Origin of the sequence: Streptomyces liliifuscus (assembly GCF_016598615.1) — a bacterium.
Taxonomy (GTDB): Bacteria; Actinomycetota; Actinomycetes; order Streptomycetales; family Streptomycetaceae; genus Streptomyces; species Streptomyces liliifuscus.
Map to the genome: position 1 here is coordinate 6,932,092 of NZ_CP066831.1, position 24,530 is coordinate 6,956,621.

18 protein-coding genes are annotated in these 24,530 nt (G+C 69.8%); 7 read left to right on the forward strand and 11 right to left on the reverse strand.

What is annotated here, in order from left to right:
• Positions 1-122: 122 nt before the first annotated feature.
• Positions 123-1,433, forward strand: a complete 1,311-nt coding sequence (locus JEQ17_RS29930) for a hypothetical protein (RefSeq protein WP_200398048.1) — start codon at positions 123-125, stop codon at positions 1,431-1,433.
• A gap of 375 nt (positions 1,434-1,808) precedes the next feature.
• Here the strand turns inward: JEQ17_RS29930 and JEQ17_RS29935 are convergent, their stop codons facing one another.
• Positions 1,809-2,345: a hypothetical protein gene (locus JEQ17_RS29935; RefSeq protein ID WP_200398049.1), complete on the reverse strand. Its 537-nt coding sequence runs from the start codon at positions 2,343-2,345 to the stop codon at positions 1,809-1,811.
• Between the two features lie 203 nt (positions 2,346-2,548).
• Positions 2,549-3,601: a LacI family DNA-binding transcriptional regulator gene (locus JEQ17_RS29940; protein ID WP_200398050.1), complete on the reverse strand. Its 1,053-nt coding sequence runs from the start codon at positions 3,599-3,601 to the stop codon at positions 2,549-2,551.
• Between the two features lie 501 nt (positions 3,602-4,102).
• Between JEQ17_RS29940 and JEQ17_RS29945 the strand changes: the two genes are divergently transcribed.
• The 3 genes from JEQ17_RS29945 (at position 4,103) to JEQ17_RS29955 (ending at position 7,340) form a co-directional block, all read left to right on the forward strand.
• Positions 4,103-5,260: a Gfo/Idh/MocA family protein gene (locus JEQ17_RS29945; RefSeq protein WP_200398051.1), complete on the forward strand. Its 1,158-nt coding sequence runs from the start codon at positions 4,103-4,105 to the stop codon at positions 5,258-5,260.
• Positions 5,261-5,325: 65 nt separating this feature from the next.
• Positions 5,326-6,489 carry a dihydrodipicolinate synthase family protein gene (locus tag JEQ17_RS29950; protein ID WP_200401796.1) on the forward strand — a complete coding sequence of 388 codons (1,164 nt, stop codon included), beginning with the start codon at positions 5,326-5,328 and terminating at the stop codon, positions 6,487-6,489.
• A gap of 53 nt (positions 6,490-6,542) precedes the next feature.
• On the forward strand, positions 6,543-7,340 hold the full coding sequence (locus JEQ17_RS29955) for a sugar phosphate isomerase/epimerase family protein (RefSeq protein ID WP_200401797.1): 798 nt from the start codon (positions 6,543-6,545) through the stop codon (positions 7,338-7,340).
• 49 nt (positions 7,341-7,389) lie between these two features.
• On the opposite strand, the gene JEQ17_RS29960 is transcribed toward JEQ17_RS29955, so the two are convergent.
• Positions 7,390-7,947, reverse strand: a complete 558-nt coding sequence (locus JEQ17_RS29960) for a hypothetical protein (RefSeq protein ID WP_200398052.1) — start codon at positions 7,945-7,947, stop codon at positions 7,390-7,392.
• A gap of 109 nt (positions 7,948-8,056) precedes the next feature.
• On the opposite strand from JEQ17_RS29960, the gene JEQ17_RS29965 reads away from it, so the two are divergent.
• Entirely contained in the window at positions 8,057-9,268 is a 1,212-nt protein-coding gene (locus JEQ17_RS29965; RefSeq protein WP_234048419.1) for a serine hydrolase domain-containing protein, read from the forward strand.
• A 254-nt stretch (positions 9,269-9,522) separates the two neighbouring features.
• Here JEQ17_RS29965 and rbsD read toward each other — a convergent pair whose 3' ends face one another.
• The 5 genes from rbsD to JEQ17_RS29990 all read right to left on the reverse strand — a co-directional run bounded on the left by rbsD (position 9,523) and on the right by JEQ17_RS29990 (position 15,437).
• On the reverse strand, positions 9,523-9,915 hold the full coding sequence (rbsD, locus tag JEQ17_RS29970) for a D-ribose pyranase (RefSeq protein ID WP_200398053.1): 393 nt from the start codon (positions 9,913-9,915) through the stop codon (positions 9,523-9,525).
• Positions 9,912-10,811: a ribokinase gene (locus JEQ17_RS29975; protein ID WP_200398054.1), complete on the reverse strand. Its 900-nt coding sequence runs from the start codon at positions 10,809-10,811 to the stop codon at positions 9,912-9,914. The genes rbsD and JEQ17_RS29975 overlap by 4 nt, the downstream gene beginning before the upstream one ends.
• Positions 10,812-10,889: 78 nt before the next feature.
• Complete coding sequence (locus JEQ17_RS29980; RefSeq protein WP_200398055.1) at positions 10,890-12,845, reverse strand: ABC transporter permease/substrate-binding protein; 1,956 nt, start codon at positions 12,843-12,845, stop codon at positions 10,890-10,892.
• On the reverse strand, positions 12,835-14,394 hold the full coding sequence (locus tag JEQ17_RS29985) for a sugar ABC transporter ATP-binding protein (protein ID WP_200398056.1): 1,560 nt from the start codon (positions 14,392-14,394) through the stop codon (positions 12,835-12,837). The genes JEQ17_RS29980 and JEQ17_RS29985 overlap by 11 nt, the downstream gene beginning before the upstream one ends.
• Positions 14,391-15,437: a LacI family DNA-binding transcriptional regulator gene (locus JEQ17_RS29990; RefSeq protein ID WP_200398057.1), complete on the reverse strand. Its 1,047-nt coding sequence runs from the start codon at positions 15,435-15,437 to the stop codon at positions 14,391-14,393. Before JEQ17_RS29990 ends, JEQ17_RS29985 begins: the two co-directional genes overlap by 4 nt.
• A 561-nt stretch (positions 15,438-15,998) precedes the next feature.
• Here JEQ17_RS29990 and recD2 point away from each other — a divergent pair.
• Positions 15,999-18,260 carry an SF1B family DNA helicase RecD2 gene (gene recD2 / locus JEQ17_RS29995; protein ID WP_200398058.1) on the forward strand — a complete coding sequence of 754 codons (2,262 nt, stop codon included), beginning with the start codon at positions 15,999-16,001 and terminating at the stop codon, positions 18,258-18,260.
• A 605-nt stretch (positions 18,261-18,865) separates the two neighbouring features.
• A complete protein-coding gene (locus JEQ17_RS30000) occupies positions 18,866-20,155 on the forward strand; it encodes a citrate synthase (RefSeq protein WP_200398059.1) in 1,290 nt (429 codons plus the stop codon).
• Between the two features lie 614 nt (positions 20,156-20,769).
• Here JEQ17_RS30000 and JEQ17_RS30005 read toward each other — a convergent pair.
• From JEQ17_RS30005 to JEQ17_RS30015, 3 genes are all read right to left on the reverse strand, one after another.
• Complete coding sequence (locus JEQ17_RS30005; RefSeq protein ID WP_200398060.1) at positions 20,770-23,043, reverse strand: heavy metal translocating P-type ATPase; 2,274 nt, start codon at positions 23,041-23,043, stop codon at positions 20,770-20,772.
• A gap of 25 nt (positions 23,044-23,068) precedes the next feature.
• On the reverse strand, positions 23,069-23,308 hold the full coding sequence (locus JEQ17_RS30010; protein WP_200398061.1) for a heavy-metal-associated domain-containing protein: 240 nt from the start codon (positions 23,306-23,308) through the stop codon (positions 23,069-23,071).
• A gap of 72 nt (positions 23,309-23,380) precedes the next feature.
• A complete protein-coding gene (locus tag JEQ17_RS30015; RefSeq protein ID WP_200398062.1) occupies positions 23,381-24,331 on the reverse strand; it encodes a PrsW family intramembrane metalloprotease in 951 nt (316 codons plus the stop codon).
• Positions 24,332-24,530: the final 199 nt, after the last annotated feature.

Here is a 24,530-nt window from a genome sequence, read left to right on the forward strand (position 1 = left end):
CCGTAGCTCGACGTGTGCTCCGTACGCGCCCGCCCTGCGGTCCCAATGTCGGTGCGGATCAATACAGTTGCTCCGCCGGTCGCGCCCGTGCGGCCGGACCCGTACTCGAAGGAGTTCCTCAGGTGCGTTTACGAAGACGTGCGGCGGGTGCCGCGCTGGTCCTGGTGGCTGCGTCGTTCAATCTGCTCGGTGCCCCAGGCACGGCAGCGGCACAGTCCCGGGGTGGCATCGTCCTGCCCGTGCGGTCGCACTGGCAGACCCTCGCCGACAGCCGCCATGTGTACGTCAGCGCCCCCGGCGACGACGCTGTGCTGGCCACCGACCACGACGGGCAGGTCGTGAAGAAGGTTGAGGGTCTCGGTGGGGCGCGGGGCATGGCCGAGTCGGCCGACGAGTCCACCCTGTACGTGGCACTCCCGGACGCTGACGCGATCTCCGTCATCGACACCGCGACCTTGACCGAGACGCGGCGCATCTCAACCGGGGCCGACACCGAACCGGAGAGCCTCGCCCTCGCTGGCGGCCGCCTGTTCTTCGGCTACCAGGCCACCGTCTTCGACTCCGGCATCGGGTCGGTCGCCATCGGCGAGGTGCCCCCGACCGTCACTCTGGACGAGAACCCTGTCTGGTACGGCAAGCCGCGACTTGCCTCGTCGCCGGACGCGCCCGACCGGCTCGTCGCCGCGGAGAGCCAGGGAGCGCTGGGCATGCGCGTGTACGACGTGGGCTCCGGCACGCTTCAGGAGACCGCCTACAGCGACGCCGTCGCCGATGTCGAGGACGTGGCGGTGACGCCGGACGGCAACAGTGTGATCACCGCGAATGGTTCCAACTACTACCACCAGCGCTGGCGCCTGTCGGACCTGACGGAGGAGGCCCAGTACGACACCGGCGCCTACCCCAACTCCGTCGCCGTCGACTCCCACGGCACGGTCGCCGCGGGGATCGTGGCGGGAGGGGAATGGGACGTCTACATCTACCGCCCGGGAGAGACCACCGCGTACCGCACGGTCGCGTTGTCGCCGGGGCGCGCGGATCTGGTTGACCGAGGCGTGGCCTGGGCGCCCGACGGCAACAGGCTGTTCACCACCCGCTTCCCCTACTCGGGCGAGGTCGTTCTCGACGTCGTCGCCGACGTCGCCAAGGCATCCAGCACGATCACCCTGTCCGCCCCGCCGACGAACCCCGTCGGCACGCCGGTCACCGTGACGGGCAAACTGACCTCGCTGATCCCCTTCCCTGAGCCCGGAGCCGTCACGGTGACGCGCAACGGCGTGGAGCTGCCAGATGTGAAGGTCGAACAGGACGGCACGTTCAGCTTCAGTGACACTCCGCCCGACTGGAACATGTACGGCCAATACACGGTCACGTACGCGGGCGACGCCCGGCATGTGCCCGGCACGGCGACCATCATGGTCGAGTTCGTCGGCTGACCAGCCCGGGCAGTCTGCCCGCGCCCGTCACAGCGCTGCGGGAACCTGAGACCGTTTGTCGGCCGCCGGTCCGGTGGGGGCTGAGCGCGCAGTTCCCCGCGCCCCTGAAGGGGCCCGCCCCCACCGGGCGGCAGTCGCACCCCTGCCGAAGGGGTCGTGTCGGGGTTTCCGATCGCAGCACGACCTCCCGAGGGCGCCCAATAGAACAGGGGATGACACAGCTGCGATCGGATGCCCCGTCGCGGCCCCGACCCGACGACGAACGGCAGGCGCGTCTTTTAGGGGCGCGGGGAACGGCGCGACCAGCCACACCCCACCCGCACAGGCCGAGAGCCGCGCAGCCCTCTCGGCATCGAACCCCGTGAGTGCCGACGCTCAGTTCTCCTCGGCTGCCGCGTCCTGCCCATCTGGGCTGCGGGCCATGACGAGCCCCGAACTGACGGCCTGATCGCCGTCGATTCCGATGCGCTGGAGGAAGGCCCACTGGTCGAGCTGGGCGCACGCCCATGCAGGGTCGTAAGCCGCGGTGGGCAGCTGCGGGATGCGCTTACGGCCCGTCTCGTCCAGTTTGTAAGGCTCCTCGAACGCGATGTTCCACTTCCGCACGGCAGGGGCGTACCGCTCTCGGGCCTCGTCGGCGCTGATTCCCAGATAGGCCGCGACCTGAGCCCAGGAGCTGCCGCGTTCTACTTCGTAGATGACGGCCGAGGCCAGGCTCCGTTCGGCCAGTTCGACGAGTTGCTGGGCCTGGCTCACACGACCGCCGAGTCCGGTATAGGCATCGTGACGCGTGCCCACGAGCCCGGCGGCGCTGTTGGCCACGTCCTTGGCGTGGTCGGAGAGGACGAGACGGGCCAGCCCTTGCCGAGAGTGTGCGGCTCTGTCCTCGTCGTACGGGGTCGTCTCGCTCATGAGAGACAGAGTTCCACGGGCAGGTGCTCGGCGAGTACTGGATATCGAGGCCAGCGGCACCGGGGCAGTTCACCGGCGACCAAGAGCGGTGACCAGCTCAGCGACGAGCCGGGTGCAGTGAATGCCCGCATCGGGGCCCAGCCCACGCACGCCCAGCCCCCCACTCACCCGCCCCCATCCACCCGCACCCGACCCCCCCAACCTCAGGAGTTCTTCGGCGCCCCCGTAGACCCCCGCACCATCAACTCCCCCCGAATCGTCGCAATCCCCCCAGGCGGCGCCTCCTCCCGTCCCATCGCGATCCGCCCGGCCCGAGTCCCCGCCTCCGCCAACGGCAACCGCACAGTCGTCAACGCAGGCACAGCGTCAATGCTGAAGGGAAGATCATCGAACCCCACAACAGACACGTCATCCGGAATCCGCAACCCGGAGTCCCGCAGAGCAGCACACGCTCCAAGAGCGACCGTGTCATTCGCAGCGACAACAGCCGTCAACTCCGGATCACGACGCAGCAGTTCAAGAGTCGCCTCGTACCCGGCCCGCCGGTCGTACCGCCCGTGCACAGTCCGAGCAGGCTCGTCCGGAATGCCATGCGCCGCAAGCGCGTCCCGATGCCCCTCCAACCGATGTCGCGTAGTCGTACGCTCCTCCGGCCCCGCGATGTACCCCATACGCCGATGCCCGAGCTCGATCAGATGCTCGGTGAGCCGCCGCCCGCCACCCCGGTTGTCGAAGGTGAGAGCGACCGCGTCGGTGTCGGCCGGCGCGGGCGGCCGCCCGCACAGCACGACCCGCGTCCCCGCCGCCGCGAGCTTGCGCAGCTTCGTCGCCACGGCCTCCGCGTGCGCCGTGTTCTCCACGGCCCCACCGGTCAGCACGACCGCCGCGGCCCGCTGACGCTGGAGAAGCGTGAGGTACGTGAGCTCCCGCTCCGCGGAACCGCCGGTGTTGCACACGACGGCGAGCCGCTCCCCGCCCGCCCGGCCCCCCGGCCCCCCGATCTCGCCCTGGATCGCCCCCGCCATGATCCCGAAGAACGGGTCGGCGATGTCGTTGACCAGGATCCCGACCAGGTCGGAAGTCGCCGCGGCGAGCGCGCTCGCGGGGCCGTTCAGTACGTAGTCCAGCTCGTCCACGGCCCGCAGCACCCGCTCGCGGGTGGAGGCGGCCACGGGATAGTTCCCGTTCAGCACGCGCGACACCGTCGCGGGCGAGACCTGCGCGCGGGCCGCCACGTCCGCCAGGGTCACCGTCATCTTCGTCGTCCTCCGGTCGAGCATCTCGTAGTACGTCCTCGTACACCGCTCCGAGCACCCCGCACACACGGGCGTTCAAACCCCTGCACGCGCGAGCGCTCCAAACCCCCGCACGCACAGGCACTCCAAGCCCCACACGCACAGGCACTCCAAGCCCCGCACGCACAGGCGCTCCAAACCCCCGCACACACGGACGTCCCAGGCCCCACACGCGCAAGCGCTCAAACGCCCCCACAAGCACGGGCACACAACGCTCGGGCGCACAGCGCACGGGCACAGCGCACGGCTCCGTGCAGACCCTAAGGCCGAAACCCCCGGTTGTTCGCCCCCTCGAACAACTCATCCCCGTCACGGTCTTGTCCAGACCGCTCCTCAGAGGCTAGCTTCTCTACATATAGAAAGCGCTTGCTGTGACGCTCACCAGTTCACCAGGGTGCCCCGGACGTACCGGGGTCCACCTGTGGGGCGTACGCGGCGCGGGACGCGTACGAAGGGAATCACGTGACACGCAAGACGGTGCGCATCGCGATGAACGGTGTGACGGGGCGCATGGGCTACCGCCAGCACCTCGTCCGCTCGATCCTCGCCCTGCGCGAACAGGGTGGTCTCGACCTCGGCGACGGCACCGTGCTGTGGCCCGAGCCGATCCTCGTCGGCCGCCGCGAGCACGCCCTGAAGGCGCTCGCGGAGCAGCACGGCCTGGACCCGGCGAACATCTCCACGGACGTCGACGCGGTCCTCGCCGACCCGACCGTCGAGATCTACTTCGACGCCCAGGTCACCTCGGCCCGCGAGGAGGCGATCAAGAAGGCGATCGCCGCGGGCAAGCACATCTACACGGAGAAGCCCACCGCCACCGGCCTCGACGGCGCTCTCGAACTGGCCCGCCTGGCGAACGCGGCCGGTGTCCGCCACGGCGTCGTCCAGGACAAGCTCTTCCTCCCGGGCCTGCTCAAGCTGAAGCGCCTCATCGACGGCGGCTTCTTCGGCCGCATCCTCTCCATCCGCGGAGAGTTCGGCTACTGGGTCTTCGAGGGCGACTGGCAGTCGGCCCAGCGCCCGTCCTGGAATTACCGCTCCGAGGACGGCGGTGGCATCGTTGTCGACATGTTCCCGCACTGGGAGTACGTCCTCCACGAGCTCTTCGGCCGTGTGAAGTCCGTACAGGCCCTGACCGCCACGCACATCCCGCAGCGCTGGGACGAGCAGGACAAGCCGTACGACGCCACGGCCGACGACGCGGCCTACGGCGTCTTCGAGCTCGAAGGCGGAGCCATCGCCCAGATCAACTCCTCCTGGGCCGTCCGGGTCAACCGCGACGAACTCGTCGAGTTCCAGGTCGACGGCACCGAGGGCTCTGCCGTCGCGGGCCTGCGCAACTGCCGTGCCCAGCACCGCAGTTCCACGCCCAAGCCGGTCTGGAACCCCGACATCCCGGCCACCTACTCCTTCCGCGACCAGTGGCAGGAGATCCCCGACAACGCCGAGTTCGACAACGGCTTCAAGGCCCAGTGGGAGCTCTTCCTCAAGCACGTCTACGCCGACGCGCCCTACCACTGGGACCTGCTGGCCGGCGCCCGCGGCGTTCAGCTCGCCGAACTGGGCCTGAAGTCCTCCGCCGAGGGCCGCCGCTTCGACGTACCGGAGATCGCACTGTGACGAAGCCGAACTCGAAGCCGAAGCCGAAGCCGGATCCGACGCCTAAGCCGACGGCGAACGGGAGGATCCAACTACCCGACGCGGAAGGCGTGTTGCGCGCCTACACCCCGCGCACCGAACCCCTCGCCCTCACCACCGGCTCCCCCTTCACCTCCCGTACGGTCTACTCGGCGGCCCACGTGGTCGCCGATCCGTACGCCGACACCACCCCCGACTCACCGGCCGTCGTCGACTGGGACGCCACCCTCGCCTTCCGCCGCCATCTGTGGTCCCACGGGCTCGGTGTCGCGGAGGCGATGGACACCGCCCAGCGGGGGATGGGGCTCGACTGGGCGGGGGCGGCCGAGCTGATCCGCCGCTCGTCGGCCGAGGCCAAGGCGGTCGGCGGTCTCATCGCCTGCGGCGTCGGCACCGACCAGCTGCCGGTGACCGAGGTCGGTTACCCGTACAGCCTGGACGAGGTGCGGGCCGCGTACGAGGAGCAGCTGGCCCTCGTCGAGGAGTCCGGATCGCGGGCCATCCTCATGGCCTCGCGGGCGCTGGCCGCCATCGCCAAGGGCCCCGAGGACTACCTGGAGGTCTACGGCCACCTGCTCCGCCAGGCCGCCGAACCGGTGGTCCTGCACTGGCTCGGCCCCATGTTCGACCCGGCGCTCGAAGGCTACTGGGGCAGCACCGACCTCGACGCCGCCACCAGCACCTTCCTGGAGGTCATCGCCGCCCACCCCGACAAGGTCGACGGCATCAAGGTCTCCCTCCTCGACGCCCGGCGCGAGATCGACCTGCGCCGCAAGCTCCCGGACGGCGTGCGCTGCTACACCGGCGACGACTTCAACTACCCCGAGCTGATCGCGGGCGACGACCAGGGCTTCAGCCACGCCCTGCTCGGCATCTTCGACCCGCTGGGGCCCCTGGCCGCCGAGGCGGTACGCGTCCTCGACACCGGGAACACGGGCGGCTTCCGTGAACTCCTCGACCCCACGGTCGAGTTGTCCCGCCACCTCTTCCAGACCCCGACCCGCTTCTACAAGACGGGCGTGGTCTTCCTCGCCTGGCTCGCGGGCCACCAGGAGCACTTCACGATGGTCGGCGGCCTCCAGTCGTCCCGCTCGCTCCCGCACTTCGCCCGCGCGTACGAACTCGCCGACGGCCTGGGCCTGTTCCCGGACCCGGCCCTCGCCGAGGCCCGTATGAAGAACCTGCTCTCCCTGTACGGAGTGAACCAGTGAGCACGAGCAGTACGAGCCCCCTCGGCGACCTCTCCCGTTTCAGCATCAACCAGATGACGGTCAAGCAGCTGTCGATGCCCGAACTGGTCGACACCTGCCTGGAGTTGGGCGTCCCGGGCGTCGGTCTGTGGCGGGCACCGGTCGAGACGTACGGCCTGGAGGAGACGGCCAAGCTGGTCCGTGACGCCGGGCTGGCCGTCACCACCCTCTGCCGCGGCGGCTTCTTCACGGCCATCGACCCGGCCGAGCGCGCCGAGGCCCTGGCCGACAACCGCCGCGCCATCGACGAGGCGGCCACCCTGGGCACGGACACGCTCGTCCTCGTCTCGGGCGGCCTCCCGGCGGGCTCCAAGGACCTGCACGGCGCGCGGGAGCGCATCGCGGACGCGCTGGGGGAGTTGGGCCCGTACGCGGCCGCCAACGGCGTGCGGCTGGCCATCGAGCCGCTCCACCCGATGTACGCCTCCGACCGCTGTGTGGTCTCCACCCTCACCCAGGCCCTGGACCTCGCGGAACGCTTCCCCGCGAACCAGGTCGGTGTCGCGGTCGACACGTACCACATCTGGTGGGACGACCAGGCGCCCGCACAGATCGCCCGCGCGGGTGCGGGCGACCGCATCCATACCTTCCAACTCGCCGACTGGACAACCCCGTTGCCCGAGGGAGTCCTGAACGGCCGGGGCCAGATCGGCGACGGCGCGATCGACATGCGCGAGTGGAAGGCGTACGTCGAGGCGGCCGGCTACACCGGCCCCATCGAGGTCGAGCTGTTCAACGACGGGTTGTGGGCCAGGGACGGCCGCGAGGTGCTCGCGGAGACCGCGGCACGGTTCGTGGAACATGCCGCATGACGCCCGTTCGCCTGTGATGGATCACCCGTGACGGTTCGCCTGTGCGGGATCACAGGCGGACCGTCGTCCGCGTCTCCCGCACCTCCTCGTCGTCGGTGAAGACGCCGGACGCCGTCGCCCCGCCGAGAAGCGCGGTGACGAGCGCCGCCGCACCGACGAGGGTCAACCGTGTCCGCCAGGGCCTGGCGCGTGCCGGTGCGGTCTTCAAGGGCGCGACGACCGCAGGCACGGACGCAGGTGTGACGTCCACAGGCCCAGGCACAGACCCATGCCCATGCACAGTCCCAGGCCCAGGCTCAGGCCCAGTCACAGGCATGAGCGCAGGCGCCGGCCCGCACGCGATGTCGGTGCGGGCGTCCAGCCATGCCTCCGCCTCGGCGCCCCGAACCCCGCACGCGGCGACGAACGCGGCGACCAGTTCCTCGCGGGGCAGCCGTTCCCGGCCGAGCATGCTCGCCGCCGTGGAGTACGGCAGACAGTGGCCCTCCTCCGCCGCCCGGCGCTCAAGCCGGCGATAGCTGAGGCCCGACCACGCCTTGAGGCGCCGCAGCGCCGCCACGAAGGCGGCGGCGTCGGTGTCCGGCGGGGTGGGCGGTGCGGTGGTCATGACGGTGGTCCCCCCTGGTGAGCTGGACGTACACGGGTTCGCACAAGCTCGAACACCTGACAGCTTGAGGAACGGCGGCAGCGGCGGTCAACCTCGGTGCGGATTCCCGATGTTGGAGGTCATAGGTCATATGGGTCAGTCCCGCCGCCGCCGTACTGCAGCCGCCGTCACCGCACTTGCCACCCTGCTGACGCTGGGCGCGTGCGCCGAAGAGCGCGCCGCCGGGCCGGGCAAGGAGCGCGCCAGAGAGCCTGCCGAGGAGCGCTCGGCCGCCGGGTCCGCCGCGAAGGCGCGCGACGGGGAGTCGGTCGCCGACTTCCTCCGCCGGACGGTTCCCGCCGGTCCCGGCGGAACCGTCATCGCCGCACGCGGCGACGAACTCGTGTACTGCGGAGGCTTCGGGACGGCGGACCGCGCCGCCGGCACACCCGCGAGCTGCCGCACGGTCTACGACGTCATGTCGATCACCAAGCAGTTCACCGCCGCCGCGATCCTGAAGCTGGAGGTGCTGGGGCGGCTGCGGGTGAGCGACCCGATCAGCCGGTTCCTCGGCCCGGTTCCCGAGGACAAACGGGACATCACGATCGAGCAGTTGCTCACGCACACATCGGGCCTGGTCGAGGGGCTCGGCGACGACTACGACCCGGTCTCCCGCGACGAGATGGTGCGCCAGGCGCTGGCCTCGAAGTCGGAGTCGGCCCCCGGGAAGGAGTTCCACTACTCCAACACCGGGTACAGCCTGCTCGCCGCGATCGTCGAGGAGGCCTCCGGACAGGGCTACGAGGCGTTCCTCGCCCGGCACCTGTTCGGTCCGGCGGGGATGGAGCGCACCGGATACGTACTGCCCCGGTGGCCGCGGCACCTGGTCGCGGTGGAGTACGACAGCAAGGGGCGCAGCAAGGGCAGGCCCCTCGACCATCCCTGGGCCGCCGACGGGCCGTACTGGAATCTGCGCGGCAACGGCGGAATGCTCTCCACCGCCGAGGACATGTTCCGCTGGCACCGGGCCCTCTCGGGCGACGCGGTCCTGCCGGAGCGGGCCAGGCAGAAGCTGTTCGCGCCCCGCGTGCGGGTGCCCGACTCCGACGACGGCTGGTACGGATACGGCTGGGCCGTCCGTGAGACGCCAGAAGGCCGGGTCGTCTGGCACGACGGCGGCAACGACTGGTCGCTCGGGGTCCTCACGAGGTCGCTGCGCGACGGCGTCCTCGTGTACTGGGTGAGCAACCACGCCTACCAGGACGGCAAGTGGAACCTGGAGGACCAGGCGGAGGAGCTGACCCTGGGCATCGCCGACCGAGTCCGCGCCGAGGGCGACTGAGACACCGACCGTCCCAGGTCGACAAGGTGTCGGCGCACCTCGAATCGGACGTCGAATCGAACCTCAAAAAAATCTCAAGAGACCGTGCAACCCTCCCCGCACTCCGTGGGTCGTACTTGGCATCAGGACTTCTGGAGGGGGATCCGGGGGGATCGCGGGGGTTCTGGTTGGGGGAGGGGAAACCGAGGGGCCCGGTCGACGGACCGGGCCCCTCGAAGCTTGTCCGGGCACTCATGCCCAGGGCTCACCGGGGCTCAGAAGAAGACCCCGCAGTGCAGCAGCACATTCGCGTACGGGCGGGCCTCACCGGTCCGCACGATCAGGCGGGCGCCGGCCGAGAGGATCTTCAGGTCCTCGTGGGAGACATGGGTCAGCGCGTAGGGGAAGCGGTCGGCGAGCAGCGCGGACGCCTCCGGGTTCGCCTCCCGTACCTCCTTCGCCGCCGTGGCACTCTCCACGACCAGCTCCTCCAGCAGGCCCTCAAGGACCTCCTCGAAGGACGGGACGCCCGCGCGGAAGGCGAGGTCCACGACCCGCGGCCCGGCCGGGATGGGCATGCCCGCGTCGCAGATCAGCACGCCGTCGCCGTGCCCAAGCTCGGCTATCGCCCCCGCGAGATGACGGTTCAGGATTCCGGCCTTCTTCACAGGGCAGCGACCTCTTCGGCGGTGGGGAAGGACGCCTGCGCGCCCTCGCGGGTGACGGCGACGGCGCCCACGCGGGCCGCGTACGCCGCCGAGTCCGCGAGGGACTCCCCGGCGCCGAGGCGCCAGGCCAGCGCCGCGGTGAAGGAGTCGCCCGCGCCGGTCGTGTCCACGGCGTTCACCTTCACAGACGGCACCCGGGCCGTGCCCAAGGAGTCGGCGACCAGCGCGCCCTCCTCGCCCAGGGTGACCACCACCGAGCGCGGACCGAGTGCGAGGAGCGCCTGGGCCCACTGCTCGGGCGTGTCGCCCACGTCGGCGCCGAGCACCACCCGCGCCTCGTGCTCGTTCACGATCAGCGGGTCGCAGGCCGCGAGCACCTCCTCGGGCAACTCCCGGGGCGGAGACGGGTTCAGTACGAAACGGGTGCCGGACGGCAGACTCCGTACGACCTCCACGACCGTCTCCAGCGGGATCTCCAGCTGGGCCGAGACCACCCGGGAGGCCGCGAGCAGGGCCGAGGCCGCGTGGACGTCCGCCGGGGTGAGACGGCCGTTCGCGCCGGGCGACACGACGATGCTGTTGTCGCCGGACGGGTCCACCGTGATCAGCGCGACCCCGGTGGGCGCCCCGCCGACGAGGACCCCGGCCGTGTCGACCCCGGCCGCCCGCTGCGAGTCGAGCAGCAGCCGGCCGTGCGCGTCGTCGCCGACCCGGGCCAGCAACCCCGTACGCGCCCCGAGCCGGGCGGCGGCGACCGCCTGGTTGGCGCCCTTGCCGCCCGGGTGGAGGGCCAGGTCGGAACCGAGGACGGTCTCCCCGGCGCCCGGCCGCCGCTCGACTCCGATGACGAGGTCGGCGTTGGCCGATCCCACGACCAGCAGGTCGTAGTCGTACATGAACAGTCTCCCTGTGGGGGTGAGTTGAGGGCGGGTGGACGGCAGCCGCCGTGCACCCGCCCCTCGACATCGGTCGGGTCAGCCGGTGAACTCGTCCACGTTCTTCGCCGTGACCACCTTCACCGGAACCTTCACCGTCTTCTCGACCTCCTTGTCGTCGGCCGCCCGCAGCGCGTTCTCCACCGCGATCCTGCCGAGTTCCTTCGGCTGCTGTGCCACGGAGGCGTACATCGTGCCCTCCTTGACAGCCTTCAGACCGTCGGGCGTGCCGTCGAAGCCGATGACCTGGACGGACTTCCCGGCCTTGGAGCCGAGCGCCTTGACCGCGCCGAGCGCCATCTCGTCGTTCTCGGCGAAGACACCCTGGACGTCCGGGTGGGCCTGGAGCAGGTTCGTCATCACGTCGAGGCCCTTGGTGCGGTCGAAGTCGGCCGGCTGCTTGGCCACGACGTCGATGCCCGGGTAGGCCTTCAGACCCTCGGCGAAGCCCGCGCCGCGCTCACGGCTCGCGGACGTACCGGCCAGACCCTGAAGGATCACGATCCTGCCCTTGCCGCCCAGCTTCTCGGCGAGCGCCTTGGCGCCCAGCTTGCCGCCCTCGACGTTGTCGGAGGCCACGAGCGCGGCCGTCTCCGCCTTGTTGACGCCACGGTCGACGCCGACGACGGGGATGTCGGCCTTGTTCGCGGAGCGCACCGACGGGCCCGCCGCGTCCGAGTCCACCGGGTTGACGATGATCGAGTCGACGCCCTCGCTGGTGAAGTTCTGCAGCTGGTTGGCCTGCTGCGAGGCGTCGTTCTGCGCGTCCGTGACGGTCAGATCGGCACCGAGCTTCTTCGCCTCCGCCTGCGCACCCTCCTTGATCTGTACGAAGAAGGGGTTGTTCAGCGTGGAGAGGGACAGGCCGACCTTCGGGTTCGACGAGGACGAGCCGTTGTTGAACAGGGACAGCCCGCCCACGATCGCCGCCACGAGGACCACGGCGAGCCCGTACTTGATGGCCTGCGGCCCCTTGAGGCCCGAGGAGCCCCCGGCGCCTGCGGTGACCGGAGTCGCCCCCGCCTTGCGCCGCACGGTGTCGAGGAGCACCGCCAGCGCGATGACCACACCGATGACGACCTGCTGCCAGAACGCCGACACGGAAAGGAGGTTGAGGCCGTTGCGCAGCACCGCCAGGATCAGCGCGCCGATCAGCGTCCCGGACGCCTTGCCCGTACCGCCCGCGAGCGAGGCGCCACCGATGACGACCGCGGCGATCGCGTCCAGCTCGTAGCCCTGCGCGGCCTGCGGCTGTGCGGAGGAGAGGCGCGAGGCGAGCACGATGCCCGCGGCGGCCGCGAAGAGACCGGACAGCGCGTAGATGACGAGCTTCTGCCGCTTCACCCGCAGCCCGGACAGACGGGCCGCCTCCTCGTTGCCGCCGATCGCGTACATGGAACGCCCGATGTACGTACGCCCCAGGATCAGGGCCGTGATCAGCCCCATGACGATCATCACGAGGACCGGCACCGGCAGCCAGCCGCCCAGCGTGTCACCGAGATGCGAGACCGACTCCGGGAACGCGATCGGGCTGCCCTGCGAGATCACCAGGGAGAGACCGCGGCCCACCGACAGCATGGCGAGCGTCGCGATGAACGGCGGCAGCTTTCCGTACGAGATCAGCACACCGTTGACCAGGCCGCAGGCTATGCCGGTGGCGATCGCGAGGATCACCGCGATCCAGACCGGTACGCCCTCCGAAGTCGCCGTCCAGGCAAGGACGGTGGCGGACAGCGCGGCGACCGAACCGACCGACAGGTCGATGCCCGCCGAGACGATCACGAAGGTCACACCGAAGGCGAGGATGGCGGTCACGGCCGCCTGGACGCCGATGTTCAGCAGGTTGTCCGTCGTCAGGAAGTCGCCCGACAGGGCCGACATCGCGATGACGAGAATGATCAGCGCGGTGAGCGCGCCGTTGTCGAGCAGGAGCCGGCGCAGGCCGCCCGAGGCGCCACTCGCGCCCGGTGTGCTCTTGAGCGTGTCAGTGGCCACGGGAGCCCTCCCCGGAGGTAGCAGAGTCGGTGGTTGAGGTTGTGGTTGTCGGTGATGCGTTGGGTGTGCTGACGGCGAGTGCCATCACGGAGTCCTGGGTCGCCTCGTCGGCGGAGAGTTCACCGGCGATCCGGCCCTGGGCCATCACCAGCACCCGGTCGCTCATGCCGAGCACCTCGGGCAGATCGCTGGAGATCATCAGCACGGCGTGGCCGGCGGCGGTGAGTTCGTTGATCAGCTGGTAGATCTCGACCTTGGCGCCGACGTCGATACCGCGCGTCGGCTCGTCGAGGATCAGCACCTTGGTGTCGGCGAGCAGCCACTTGCCGATGACGACCTTCTGCTGGTTGCCACCGGAGAGCGTGCGCACGTGCTGGCCGAGCCCGGCCATCCGTACGCCGAGCTGCTCGGCGATCCTCGCGGCGGCCGTCCGCTGCCCCTTGAGGTCGACGAGCCCGCCGCGGGTCGCCGCCCGCAGGGTGACGAGCCCGAGGTTCTCCTCGACGGAGGCGTCGAGCAGGAGACCCTGGCCCTTGCGGTCCTCGGGGACGAGCCCGATCCCGGCGGTCATGGCCGCGTTGACGTCGTGGCGGGGCAGCCGGGCGCCCGCGACGGCCACGGACCCCTTGTCGTACGGATCGGCGCCGAAGACGGCCCGTACGACCTCGGTACGTCCCGCTCCGACGAGCCCCGCGATACCGACGACCTCGCCGGCGCGGACGTCGAAGCTCACGTCATGGAACACGCCGTCCCGGGTGAGCCCCTCCACGGTGAGCAACGCGGTCCCGGCGTCGGCCCGTTCGCGCGGATACTGGAGCTCGATGGAACGGCCCACCATGAGGCGCACGAGCTCGTCCTCGGGTGTGGACGCGGGGACCTGGCCGATGCTCCGGCCGTCCCGGAGGACCGTGACGCGGTCCCCCAGGGCGGCGATTTCCTCCAGGTGGTGCGTGATGAAGACGACGCCCACGCCGTCCTCGCGCAGCTGCCGCACGATCCGGAAGAGTTTCTCGACCTCTCCGGAGGTGAGCACCGCGGTCGGCTCGTCCATGATCAGGACGCGTGCGTCCAGGCTCAGCGCCTTGGCGATCTCGACCATCTGGAGACGCGCGATACCGAGTTCACGCACCCGCGCGCGTGGGGACACGTTCACCCCGACCCGCTCCAGGAGTACGGCGGCGTCGGCCTCCATCGTCTTCCGGTCGATCATCCCGAAACGGCGGGGCTGCCGTCCCAGGAAGATGTTCTCGGCGACCGTCAGATCGGGGACCAGGTTGAACTCCTGGTAGATGGTCGCGATCCCGAGGCGCTCGGCGTCCTGCGCACCATGGATACGGACCTTCTTGCCGTCGACCACGATCTTCCCGGCGTCGGGCCGGTAGGCGCCGGACAGCATCTTGATGAGCGTGCTCTTGCCGGCGCCGTTCTCACCGAGCAGCACGTGCACCTCGCCGCGGCGCAGATCGAAGTCGACGCTGTCGAGCGCGACCACACCGGGGAAGGTCTTGCGTATGCCTTCGATACGCAGCAACTCGTCGGGACTGCTCACGTGTTGCTCCTTTGCGGGGACGAGTGCGGGGGCGGGGACGGTTGTGGGGGTACGGGCTCGCCGCACGATTGGCGGACGACGAGACGGGCGGGGAGGGTGACGGACTGCGGGGGCCGGCCCTCGATGCGGTCGACGAGTGCGCGTACGGCGGCGCGGCCCAGCTCGGGGGTGGGCTGGGCGATCGCGGTGATCGGTGGATCGGTGTGCACGAACCAGGCGATGTCGTCGAACGCCGCGAGCGCGATGTCGTCGGGAACCCGCAACCCGCGCGCGCGGATGGCGTCCAGGGCGCCCAGGGCCATCAGGTTGTCGGCCGCGAAGACGACCTCGGGGGGTTCGGGGAGGTCGAGGAACTCCTCGGTGACCCGGCGACCGCTGGCCGCCTGGAAGTCGCCCTGCCCTATGTAGGCGTCGGGCAGCGGGAGCCCGTACTCCTGGAGGGCCTCCCGGAAGGCCGCCACGCGCTCGCTGCCGGTGGTGGTGGCCGCCGGGCCCGCGATGATGGCGAGCCTGCGGTGGCCGAGGGTGTGCAGGTGGGTGACCAGGTTGTGGATGGCGGTGCGTCCGTCCGCCCGGACCACGGGTACGTCCATGCCCGGGATCCAGCGGTCCACGAAGACCATCGGGGTGCCCGCGCGCGCGGTGTCCAGCATCAGGGGGGAGCTGCCGTCCGTGGGGGAGACCAGGAGGCCGTCGATACGGCGGTCGAGGAGCGTGCGGACGTGGTGGTCCTGCAGCTCTGGGCGCTCGTCGGCGTTTCCGATGATCACGCTGTAGCCGAGGGCGCGGGCCTCTTCCTCGACGGAGCGGGCCAGTTCGGTGAAGTACGGGTTGAGTACGTCGCTGATGACCAGGCCGAGGGTGCGGGTCTGGTCGGTGCGCAGGGAGCGGGCGACGGCGTTCGGGCGGTAGCCCAGCGTCTCGACTGCGGCCAGCACGGTTGCGCGTGCCGCTGGGCTGACGGAGGGGTGGTCGTTCAGGACGCGCGAGACCGTGGCGACGGATACGCCTGCCTCGGCGGCGACGTCCTTGATGCTCGCCATCGACGCTCCACCTCCTTGTGGAATCGATTACATGCGCCTACAGGGAGGATTGGAATCGATTACATCGAAGTTAACAAGCCCCTGAGACCGGATCGTGATGGTGGGGGGTGGGGGTTGTGTGTTGTCTGCGGGTGGGGTGTGGCTGGTCGCGCAGTTCCCCGCGCCCCTAAAAGATGCGCCTGCCGTTCGTCGTCGGGTCGGGGCCGCGACGGGGCATCCGATCGCAGCTGTGTCATCCCCTGTTCTATTGGGCGCCCTCGGGAGGTCGTGCTGCGATCGGAAACCCCGACACGACCCCTTCGGCCGGAGGGGCGACTGCCGGAGGGTGGGGCGGGCCCCTTCAGGGGTGCGGGGAACTGCGCGCTCAGCCCCCACCGGGCGGGAAGGTGCGCACGGTCCTCAGCCAGGCTCTTCGGGGGCGCGGGGAACGGCGCAATCTTTTGGCCTTTAGGGGCGCGGGGAACTGCGCGGTCGGCCCCCCACCGGGCCGCAGATGCACAGGGGACCCGGACATGGCACGGACTTTGGCCGGCTGTCAGAGGTGGGGGGTAGCGTCGGATCATGTCCAAGCAAGGGGCGGGGAGCGGGGAGCGGAACCTGGCGGTTCTGGAAGGCGTGCTGGAGCGGATCACGTACGCCAATGAGGAGAACGGATACACCGTGGCCCGGGTGGACACGGGCCGAGGCGGTGGCGATCTCCTCACGGTCGTGGGGGCGTTGCTCGGTGCCCAGGTGGGGGAATCGCTGCGGATGGAGGGGCGTTGGGGGTCCCACTCGCAGTACGGCAAGCAGTTCACCGTCGAGAACTACACGACGGTGCTGCCCGCCACGGTCCAGGGCATCCGCCGCTATCTGGGGTCCGGCCTCGTCAAGGGAATCGGCCCGATCTTCGCCGACCGCATCACGCAGCACTTCGGTCTGGACACCCTCCAGATCATCGAGGAGGAGCCGAAGCGGCTCATCGAGGTGCCCGGGCTCGGTCCCAAGCGGACCAAGAAGATCGCCGAGGCCTGGGAGGAGCAGAAGGCGATCAAGGAGGTCATGCTCTTCCTCCAGACCGTCGAGGTGTCGACGTCGATCGCGGTCCGCATCTACAAGAAGTACGGCGACGCGTCGATCTCGGTCGTCAAGAACCAGCCGTACCGCCTCGCGTCCGACGTCTGGGGCATCGGCTTCCTCACCGCTGACAAGATCGCCCAGTCCGTCGGGATCCCGCATGACAGCCCGGAGCGGGTCAAGGCCGGTCTCCAGTACGCCCTTTCGCAGTCCACCGACCAGGGGCACTGTTTCCTTCCGGAGGAGCAGCTGATCGCGGACGCGGTGAAACTGCTCCAGGTGGACACGGGCCTGGTCATCGAGTGCCTCGCGGAGCTGGCGGCTCCGACCGAGGAGGGCGAGGAGCCGGGAGTCGTACGGGAGCGGGTGCCCGGCCTGGACGGCGGCGATCCGGTCACCGCCATCTATCTGGTTCCCTTCCATCGGGCCGAACTGTCCCTCTCGGCCCAGCTGTTGCGCCTCCTGCGTACGGACGAGGACCGCATGCCGGGCTTCCGGAACGTGGCCTGGGACAAGGCACTTGCCTGGCTCAAGGACCGTACGGGGGTGGAGCTGGCCCCCGAGCAGGAGGCGGCGGTCCGGCTCGCCCTCACCGAGAAGGTCGCCGTGCTCACGGGCGGCCCCGGCTGCGGCAAGTCCTTCACGGTCCGCTCGATCGTGGAGCTGGCCAAGGCGAAGCGGGCCAAGGTCGTCCTCGCCGCGCCGACCGGCCGCGCCGCCAAGCGACTTGCCGAACTGACCGGCGCCGACGCCTCCACCGTGCACCGGCTCCTGGAGCTCAAGCCGGGCGGCGACGCGGCCTACGACAAGGACCGCCCACTGGACGCGGACCTGGTGGTCGTGGACGAGGCGTCCATGCTGGACCTCCTCCTGGCCAACAAACTGGTGAAGGCTGTGCCTCCGGGCGCGCACCTCTTGTTCGTCGGAGACGTCGACCAGCTCCCCAGTGTGGGAGCGGGCGAGGTGCTGCGGGACCTGCTCGCCGAGGGTGGGCCGGTGCCCGCGGTCCGTCTCACCCGGGTGTTCCGGCAGGCCCAGAAATCAGGGGTGGTGACGAACGCTCACCGGATCAACGCGGGCCAGCATCCGATCACCGACAACCTCAAGGACTTCTTCCTCTTCGTCGAGGACGACACGGAGGAGGCGGGGCGGTTGACGGTGGATGTGGCCGCACGGCGCATTCCGGCCAAGTTCGGTCTGGACCCCCGGCGTGACGTCCAGGTCCTGGCCCCCATGCACCGCGGCCCCGCAGGTGCCGGCACGCTCAACGGCCTGCTCCAGCAGGCCATCACGCCGGCCCGCCCCGACCTCCCCGAGAAGCGGTTCGGTGGCCGCGTCTTCCGCGTCGGCGACAAGGTCACCCAGATCCGCAACAACTACGACAAGGGCGAGAACGGCGTCTTCAACGGCACGGTGGGGGTGGTGACTTCCCTCAACCTCGACGACCAGCGCCTCACCGTTCTGACGGACGAGGACGAGGAGGTCCCGTACGAGTTCGACGAACTCGACGAGCTGGCCCACGCGTACGCGGTGACGATCCACCGCTCCCAGGGCAGTGAGTACCCCGCCGTCGTCATCCCCGTCACCACGGGCGCCTGGATGATGCTCCAGCGGAACCTTCTGTATACGGCCGTCACCCGTGCCAAGCAACTGGTTGTCCTAGTCGGCTCCCGCAAGGCCCTCGGCCAGGCCGTCCGCACGGTCTCCGCCGGCCGCCGCTGCACAGCCCTGGACCACCGCCTCTCCGGAGCCCGCCTCCCGGACTGACCTCACCCGTCACCCCGACGGGGGCCGACCGCGCAGTTCCCCGCGCCCCCAAAAAAAGCCAAAAGATTGCGCCGTTCCCCGCGCCCCTGATGAGCGTGCCTGAGGTTGATGCGTACGTGCGGGTGCGTCGTGGCTGATCGCGCAGTTCCCCGCGCCCTGAAGGACGAGGGGCGTGAGCCCTCTCTCCAGGTGCCCCACCGGGCGGCAGCCGCTCTCCTCCGCGAGGGGTCGTGTCGGGGTTTCCGATCGCAGCACGACCTCCCGAGGGCACCCAATAGGGCCCGGGATGACACAGCTGCGATCGGATGCCCCGTCGCGGCCCCGACCCGACACCACACGGCAGGCGCATCTTTTAGGGGCGCGAGGAACGGCGCGACCAGCCCCACCCAACCCGCAGGCAAAAAATGATCGATCAAACGAGTCGGAAACCTCACACGGCACTTTCGGAAGAAGGAGGAACCGGGCAGGATGAACAGGTTGGCGGCACTGAGTGCCGCCAATAGGCCCAATGGTCGACCCCGAGTGCACTCTCCTGCGCCAAATGGGGGATGGTAGAGACAGTCAGGGCACCTCGAAGAAGAGGCACAACGTCGGTGAGGGATGACGTGAGCGACAACTCTGTAGTACTGCGGTACGGCGACGGCGAGTACACCTACCCGGTGATCGACAGCACCGTCGGCGACAAGGGCTTCGACATCGGGAAGCTCCGCGCCCAGACCGGTCTGGTGACGCTGGACAGCGGATATGGAAACACCGCCGCCTATAAATCCGCCATCACCTACCTCGACGGTGAGCAGGGCATCCTCCGCTACCGCGGCTACCCGATCGAACAGCTGGCCGAGCGCTCCACCTTCCTTGAGGTGGCCTCCCTGCTGATCAACGGCGAGCTGCCCACGGTCGACGAGCTCTCCGTCTTCAAGAACGAGATCACGCAGCACACCCTGCTGCACGAGGACGTCAAGCGCTTCTACCAGGGCTTCCCCCGCGACGCCCACCCGATGGCGATGCTGTCCTCCGTGGTCAGCGCACTGTCGACGTTCTACCAGGACAGCCACAACCCGTTCGACGAGAAGCAGCGTCACCTCTCGACGATCCGCCTTCTCGCCAAGCTTCCGACGATCGCGGCGTACGCGTACAAGAAGTCCATCGGTCACCCCTTCGTCTACCCGCGCAACGACCTCGGGTACGTCGAGAACTTCCTGCGCATGACCTTCTCGGTCCCCGCCCAGGAGTACGAGCTGGACCCGGTCGTCGTCTCCGCGCTCGACAAGCTGCTCATCCTGCACGCGGACCACGAGCAGAACTGTTCGACCTCCACCGTCCGTCTGGTGGGCTCGTCGCAGGCGAACATGTTCGCCTCGATCTCCGCCGGCATCAGCGCGCTCTGGGGCCCGCTGCACGGCGGCGCCAACCAGTCGGTCCTGGAGATGCTGGAAGGCATCAAGGCCAACGGCGGCGACGTCGACTCCTTCATCCGCAAGGTGAAGAACAAGGAGGACGGCGTCCGCCTGATGGGCTTCGGCCACCGGGTGTACAAGTCCTTCGACCCGCGCGCCAAGATCATCAAGGCGGCGGCGCACGACGTCCTCTCGGCCCTCGGCAAGTCCGACGAGTTGCTGGACATCGCGCTCAAGCTGGAGGAGCACGCGCTCTCCGACGAGTACTTCGTCTCGCGCAACCTCTACCCGAACGTGGACTTCTACACCGGCCTGATCTACCGGGCCATGGGCTTCCCGACCGAGATGTTCACGGTCCTGTTCGCGCTCGGCCGTCTCCCGGGCTGGATCGCCCAGTGGCACGAGATGATCAAGGAGCCGGGTTCGCGCATCGGCCGCCCGCGGCAGATCTACACGGGTGTGGTCGAGCGGGACTTCGTTCCGGTCGAAGAGCGCTAGGCAGCTCGTTCGTCCGCAGGTCCGCGAGGGCTGTTCGCGCAGTTCCCCGCACCCTTGAACTGAAGAGGGGGCGTCCCTGACCAGGGACGCCCCCTCTTCAGTTGCACAAGCAAGTCGTACGGATAACAGAAGGCGCCCCGCTACGGTCCCCCCACGGGCCGTAGATCGGGGCGCCTTCCCATGTCCCGGTGCGGATTCCCCCCACGGGATCCGGCCGGGCGTCTGAAGGCAGCGCCTGAGTCGCTGCGAGCAAAACGAGCAAAACTGGTTGGACTGGTGTGCTGCGGTCTGCCGGGACCCGTACGTACGGGAGGGCCGCTCAAAGCTCCCCGCTGTACGTGCCCCGGCAACGCAATTCCGAGAACGTCCCCCAAGACGTCCCCAGATGCCAGATACGCCCCCCAAGACGTCTCTGACATCGTCAATCTAGACTCACGAACCCCTTCGATGGTTACGTTCACATCACTGTGATCTGCGTCTCTTGCGTATGTCCTGAAGATGCGCAAGAGATCCGATATCGCTACCGGAACCCAAGCGTAAGGATGATGCGCGAGCCTTGTGAAGAGCTTATGTGAAGGCGTGTGCCGGACTCTAGGGGGACTCTTACCTCTTCGTCATGAAAATGCCCTGAGCCGCAGGCTGTTCGTCACCACGAACACCGAGGAGAAGGCCATGGCCGCGCCCGCGATCATCGGGTTCAGCAGTCCGGCCGCCGCGAGCGGCAGCGCCGCCACGTTGTAACCGAAGGCCCAGACGAGGTTTCCCCTGATCGTGGAGAGCGTCTTCCGCGACAGCCGGATGGCGTCCGCGGCCACCCGCAGATCCCCCCGTACGAGTGTCAGGTCGCTCGCCTCGATCGCCGCGTCCGTCCCGGTGCCCATGGCGAGGCCCAGGTCGGCGGTGGCGAGCGCGGCCGCGTCGTTGACGCCGTCGCCGACCATCGCCACGGTCCGCCCCTCGCCGCGCAGCCGCTCGATCACGTTGACCTTGTCCCGCGGCAGCACCTCGGCGATGACGTCGGCGGCGTCGATGCCGACCGCGCGGGCCACGGACTCGGCGACGGTCCGGTTGTCCCCGGTCAGCAGCACCGGCCGCAGCCCCAGGGCGCGCAGGGCGCGTACCGCCTCCGCGCTGGTCTCCTTGACCGCGTCGGCGACGGTGACGACACCGCGTGCCGCGCCGTCCCAGGCGACGGCCACCGCGGTGCGCCCGTCCTCCTCGGCCCGAGTCTTGAACGCGACCAGTCCGTCCGGCAGCGCGATCCCGGCCTCTTCGAGGAGGCGGGCCCGCCCGACGAGGACCTCGTGGCCCTCGACCGTGCCGCGCACACCGAGCCCGGCCACGTTCTCGAAGCCGCCCACGGCCGCCAGGGGGCCTGTACGGGTCTGTGCGCCCTCGGCGACCGCCCGGGCCACCGGATGCTCGGAGGCGTGCTCCAGGGCCCCCGCGAGCCGCAGTACGCGCTCCTCGTCGGTGCCGTCGGCCGCGTACACCTCCTGGAGGGTCATGCGGCCGGTGGTGACCGTGCCGGTCTTGTCCAGGACGACCGTGTCGACGCGGCGGGTGGACTCCAGGACCTCGGGGCCCTTGATGAGGATGCCGAGCTGGGCGCCGCGGCCCGTGCCGACCATGAGGGCGGTCGGGGTGGCGAGGCCCAGCGCGCACGGGCAGGCGATGATCAGCACGGCGACGGCCGCCGTGAACGCGGCGGCCGTGTCACCGGTGACCCCGAGCCAGCCCCCGAACGTGCCGACCGCGATCAGCAGCACGACGGGTACGAAGACGCCGGAGACCCGGTCGGCGAGGCGCTGCACCTGGGCCTTGCCGTTCTGCGCGTCCTCCACGAGCCGTGCCATCCGCGCGAGCTGGGTGTCCGCGCCGACCCGGGTCGCCTCGACGACGAGCCGCCCGCCCGCGTTCACGGTCGCGCCCGTGACGGCCGAGCCCACCGTCACGTCCACCGGCACCGACTCGCCGGTCAGCATGGACGCGTCGACCGCCGAGGAACCCTCGACGACCGTGCCGTCCGTGGCGACCTTCTCCCCGGGCCGTACGACGAAACGGTCGCCCACGGCCAGAGCGGTCACCGGGACGCGGACCTCACGGCCGTTCCGTACGACCGAGACGTCCTTCGAGCCCAGCTCCATGAGGGCCCGCAGGGCGGCACCCGCGCGGCGCTTGGAGCGGGCCTCCAGATAGCGGCCGAGGAGGATGAGGGCGACCACACCGGCGGCGACCTCGAGATAGATGGCCGACGAGCCCTCCGTACGGGAGACGGTGAGCGAGAAACCCTCGTCCCGCATGCCCTCCATCCCCGCGTCGCCGAGGAACAGCGCCCACAGGGACCAGCCGAACGCGGCCAGCGTGCCGATCGAGATGAGGGTGTCCATGGTGGCCGCGCCGTGCCGGGCGTTCGTGAACGCCGCCCGGTGGAACGGCAGTCCGCCCCACACGACGACGGGCGCGGCGAGGGTGAGCGCCAGCCACTGCCAGTTGTCGAACTGCAGCGCCGGGAGCATCGACAGCAGGACGACGGGGACGGAGAGGAGGACGGAGACGGTGAGACGCTCGCGGAGGGAGGACAGCTCGGGGTCCCGCTCGACCGCTGGTTCGGCGTCGGCCTCCGGCGGCTCGATCCTCGGCGGGGGAGGCTCCTCGGCCGTGTACCCCGTCTTCACCACCGTGGCGATCAGATCGGTGACCAGCACCCCCTGCGCGTACGAGACCTTCGCCTTCTCCGTCGCGTAGTTGACCGTGGCGGTGACCCCGTCCATGCGGTTGAGCTTCTTCTCGACGCGGGCCGCGCAGGAGGCGCAGGTCATCCCGCCGATCGTCAGCTCGATCTCCGCGGTCCCGCCTATCGGGGTCGCTGCGGTGGTGCTGGTCATCTCCGTGCTCCGGGTTCCGCCGGTGTCAGGCCTTGGCGACGAGCTCGAAGCCGGCCTCGTCGACGGCGGCGCGCACGGCCTCCTCGTCGAGCGGGGCGGCGGAGACCACGGTCACCTCGCCGGTGGAGGCGACGGCCTTCACCGAGGTGACACCGGCGATCTCGGAGATCTCGCTCGACACCGAGCCTTCGCAGTGTCCGCAGCTCATCCCGCTCACCTGGTAGACGGTGGTGAGGGAGCCCGGGGTGTCGGTCTGGGCGGTCATGTCGTTGCTCCTCGTCGAGACGTGTGGGGCGTGCGTGGCCCACGAGGGCCTCACACTAACCACACTGTACCCCTAGGGGGTATTTCGCCAAGAGGGGTCGCGACGTGTCAGCGCACGCACCCAGGCGATGCCCATCAACGACACGGCGACCATGCCACCGACCGAGAACAGCGTGAAGAGATGTTTCTGCTGGTCCGTCACGGCCGGCAGGTAACCCGGCCCGAAGAGTGTCGTGTTCAGCCCCGCATCCGTCAGCCGCGCCACCAGCCAGAGCGCGATGCCGTGTGTCGAGTCCCACAGGGCGTGCAGAAGCGCGACGCCCACGTACGTGCCGACGACCGGGGCGGTGAACGCGAAGTGCCCGGTCGGGCGGCGGTGGGCGAGCAGGACCGCGCCCGTGATCGCCGTCCACAGCCCGTGCCCGAAGGGGGCGAGCACGCCACGCAGGATCTCGGTCTCCAGCAGCGCCCGCAGATCGATGCCCTCGGTCGAGACGGCCGCGTTGAACGCGTACCCCGCGCTCTCCAGCGCCGCGAACCCGAAACCGACCGACGCCCCGAGCACGAGTCCGGCGCGCACTCCGCGGATACGGGTCTGCCGGCGCAGCGCGAACATCAGCGCGGCCGCCTTCACCGCCTCCTCGATGAGCCCGACCCCGAGGAACATCCACAGCGACGGCCGGAGCAGGTAGTACTCCATCACCGAGGCGCCGAGCACGCCCAGTACGCCACCGGTCAGGAAACAGCCGAGGATCACGTTCACGCCCAGGTCGCGGCCGTGGTGCTCGTACGCCCACAGCACGAAGACGACCGGGGCGAGGAAGCTGCCGAGCAGGATCAGCGTCGGCAGCAGGGTGGTGTTCCCGGTCGCGTACGTGACGAGCCCGCTGAGCGCCCAGAGCGCGAGCCCGCCCCACAGACACCGCCGCCACAGTCCGGTGCGGGGCCGTGGACAGGAGGGAGGGGGCTGCTGAGGGCCGGGGATGCGCGCTCGGGGTGTGCCGGGCGGCGGGGGCTGGGTCACGACGGATCCCTCGAACTCGAAACTGCGACGCGGAAGATTTGTCCGCACTTTATGGCAAGTGGTTGTTATGCGCCGTTCTGGCATATGCGGGCCCGCGCCCTTCAGGGGCGCGGGGAACTGCGCGACAAGCCCCCACCGGGCCCGCAGACGAAAACCGTGCACCCCGCGGGGCGTCTAGCGTTCGGTCGGAAAGGTGATC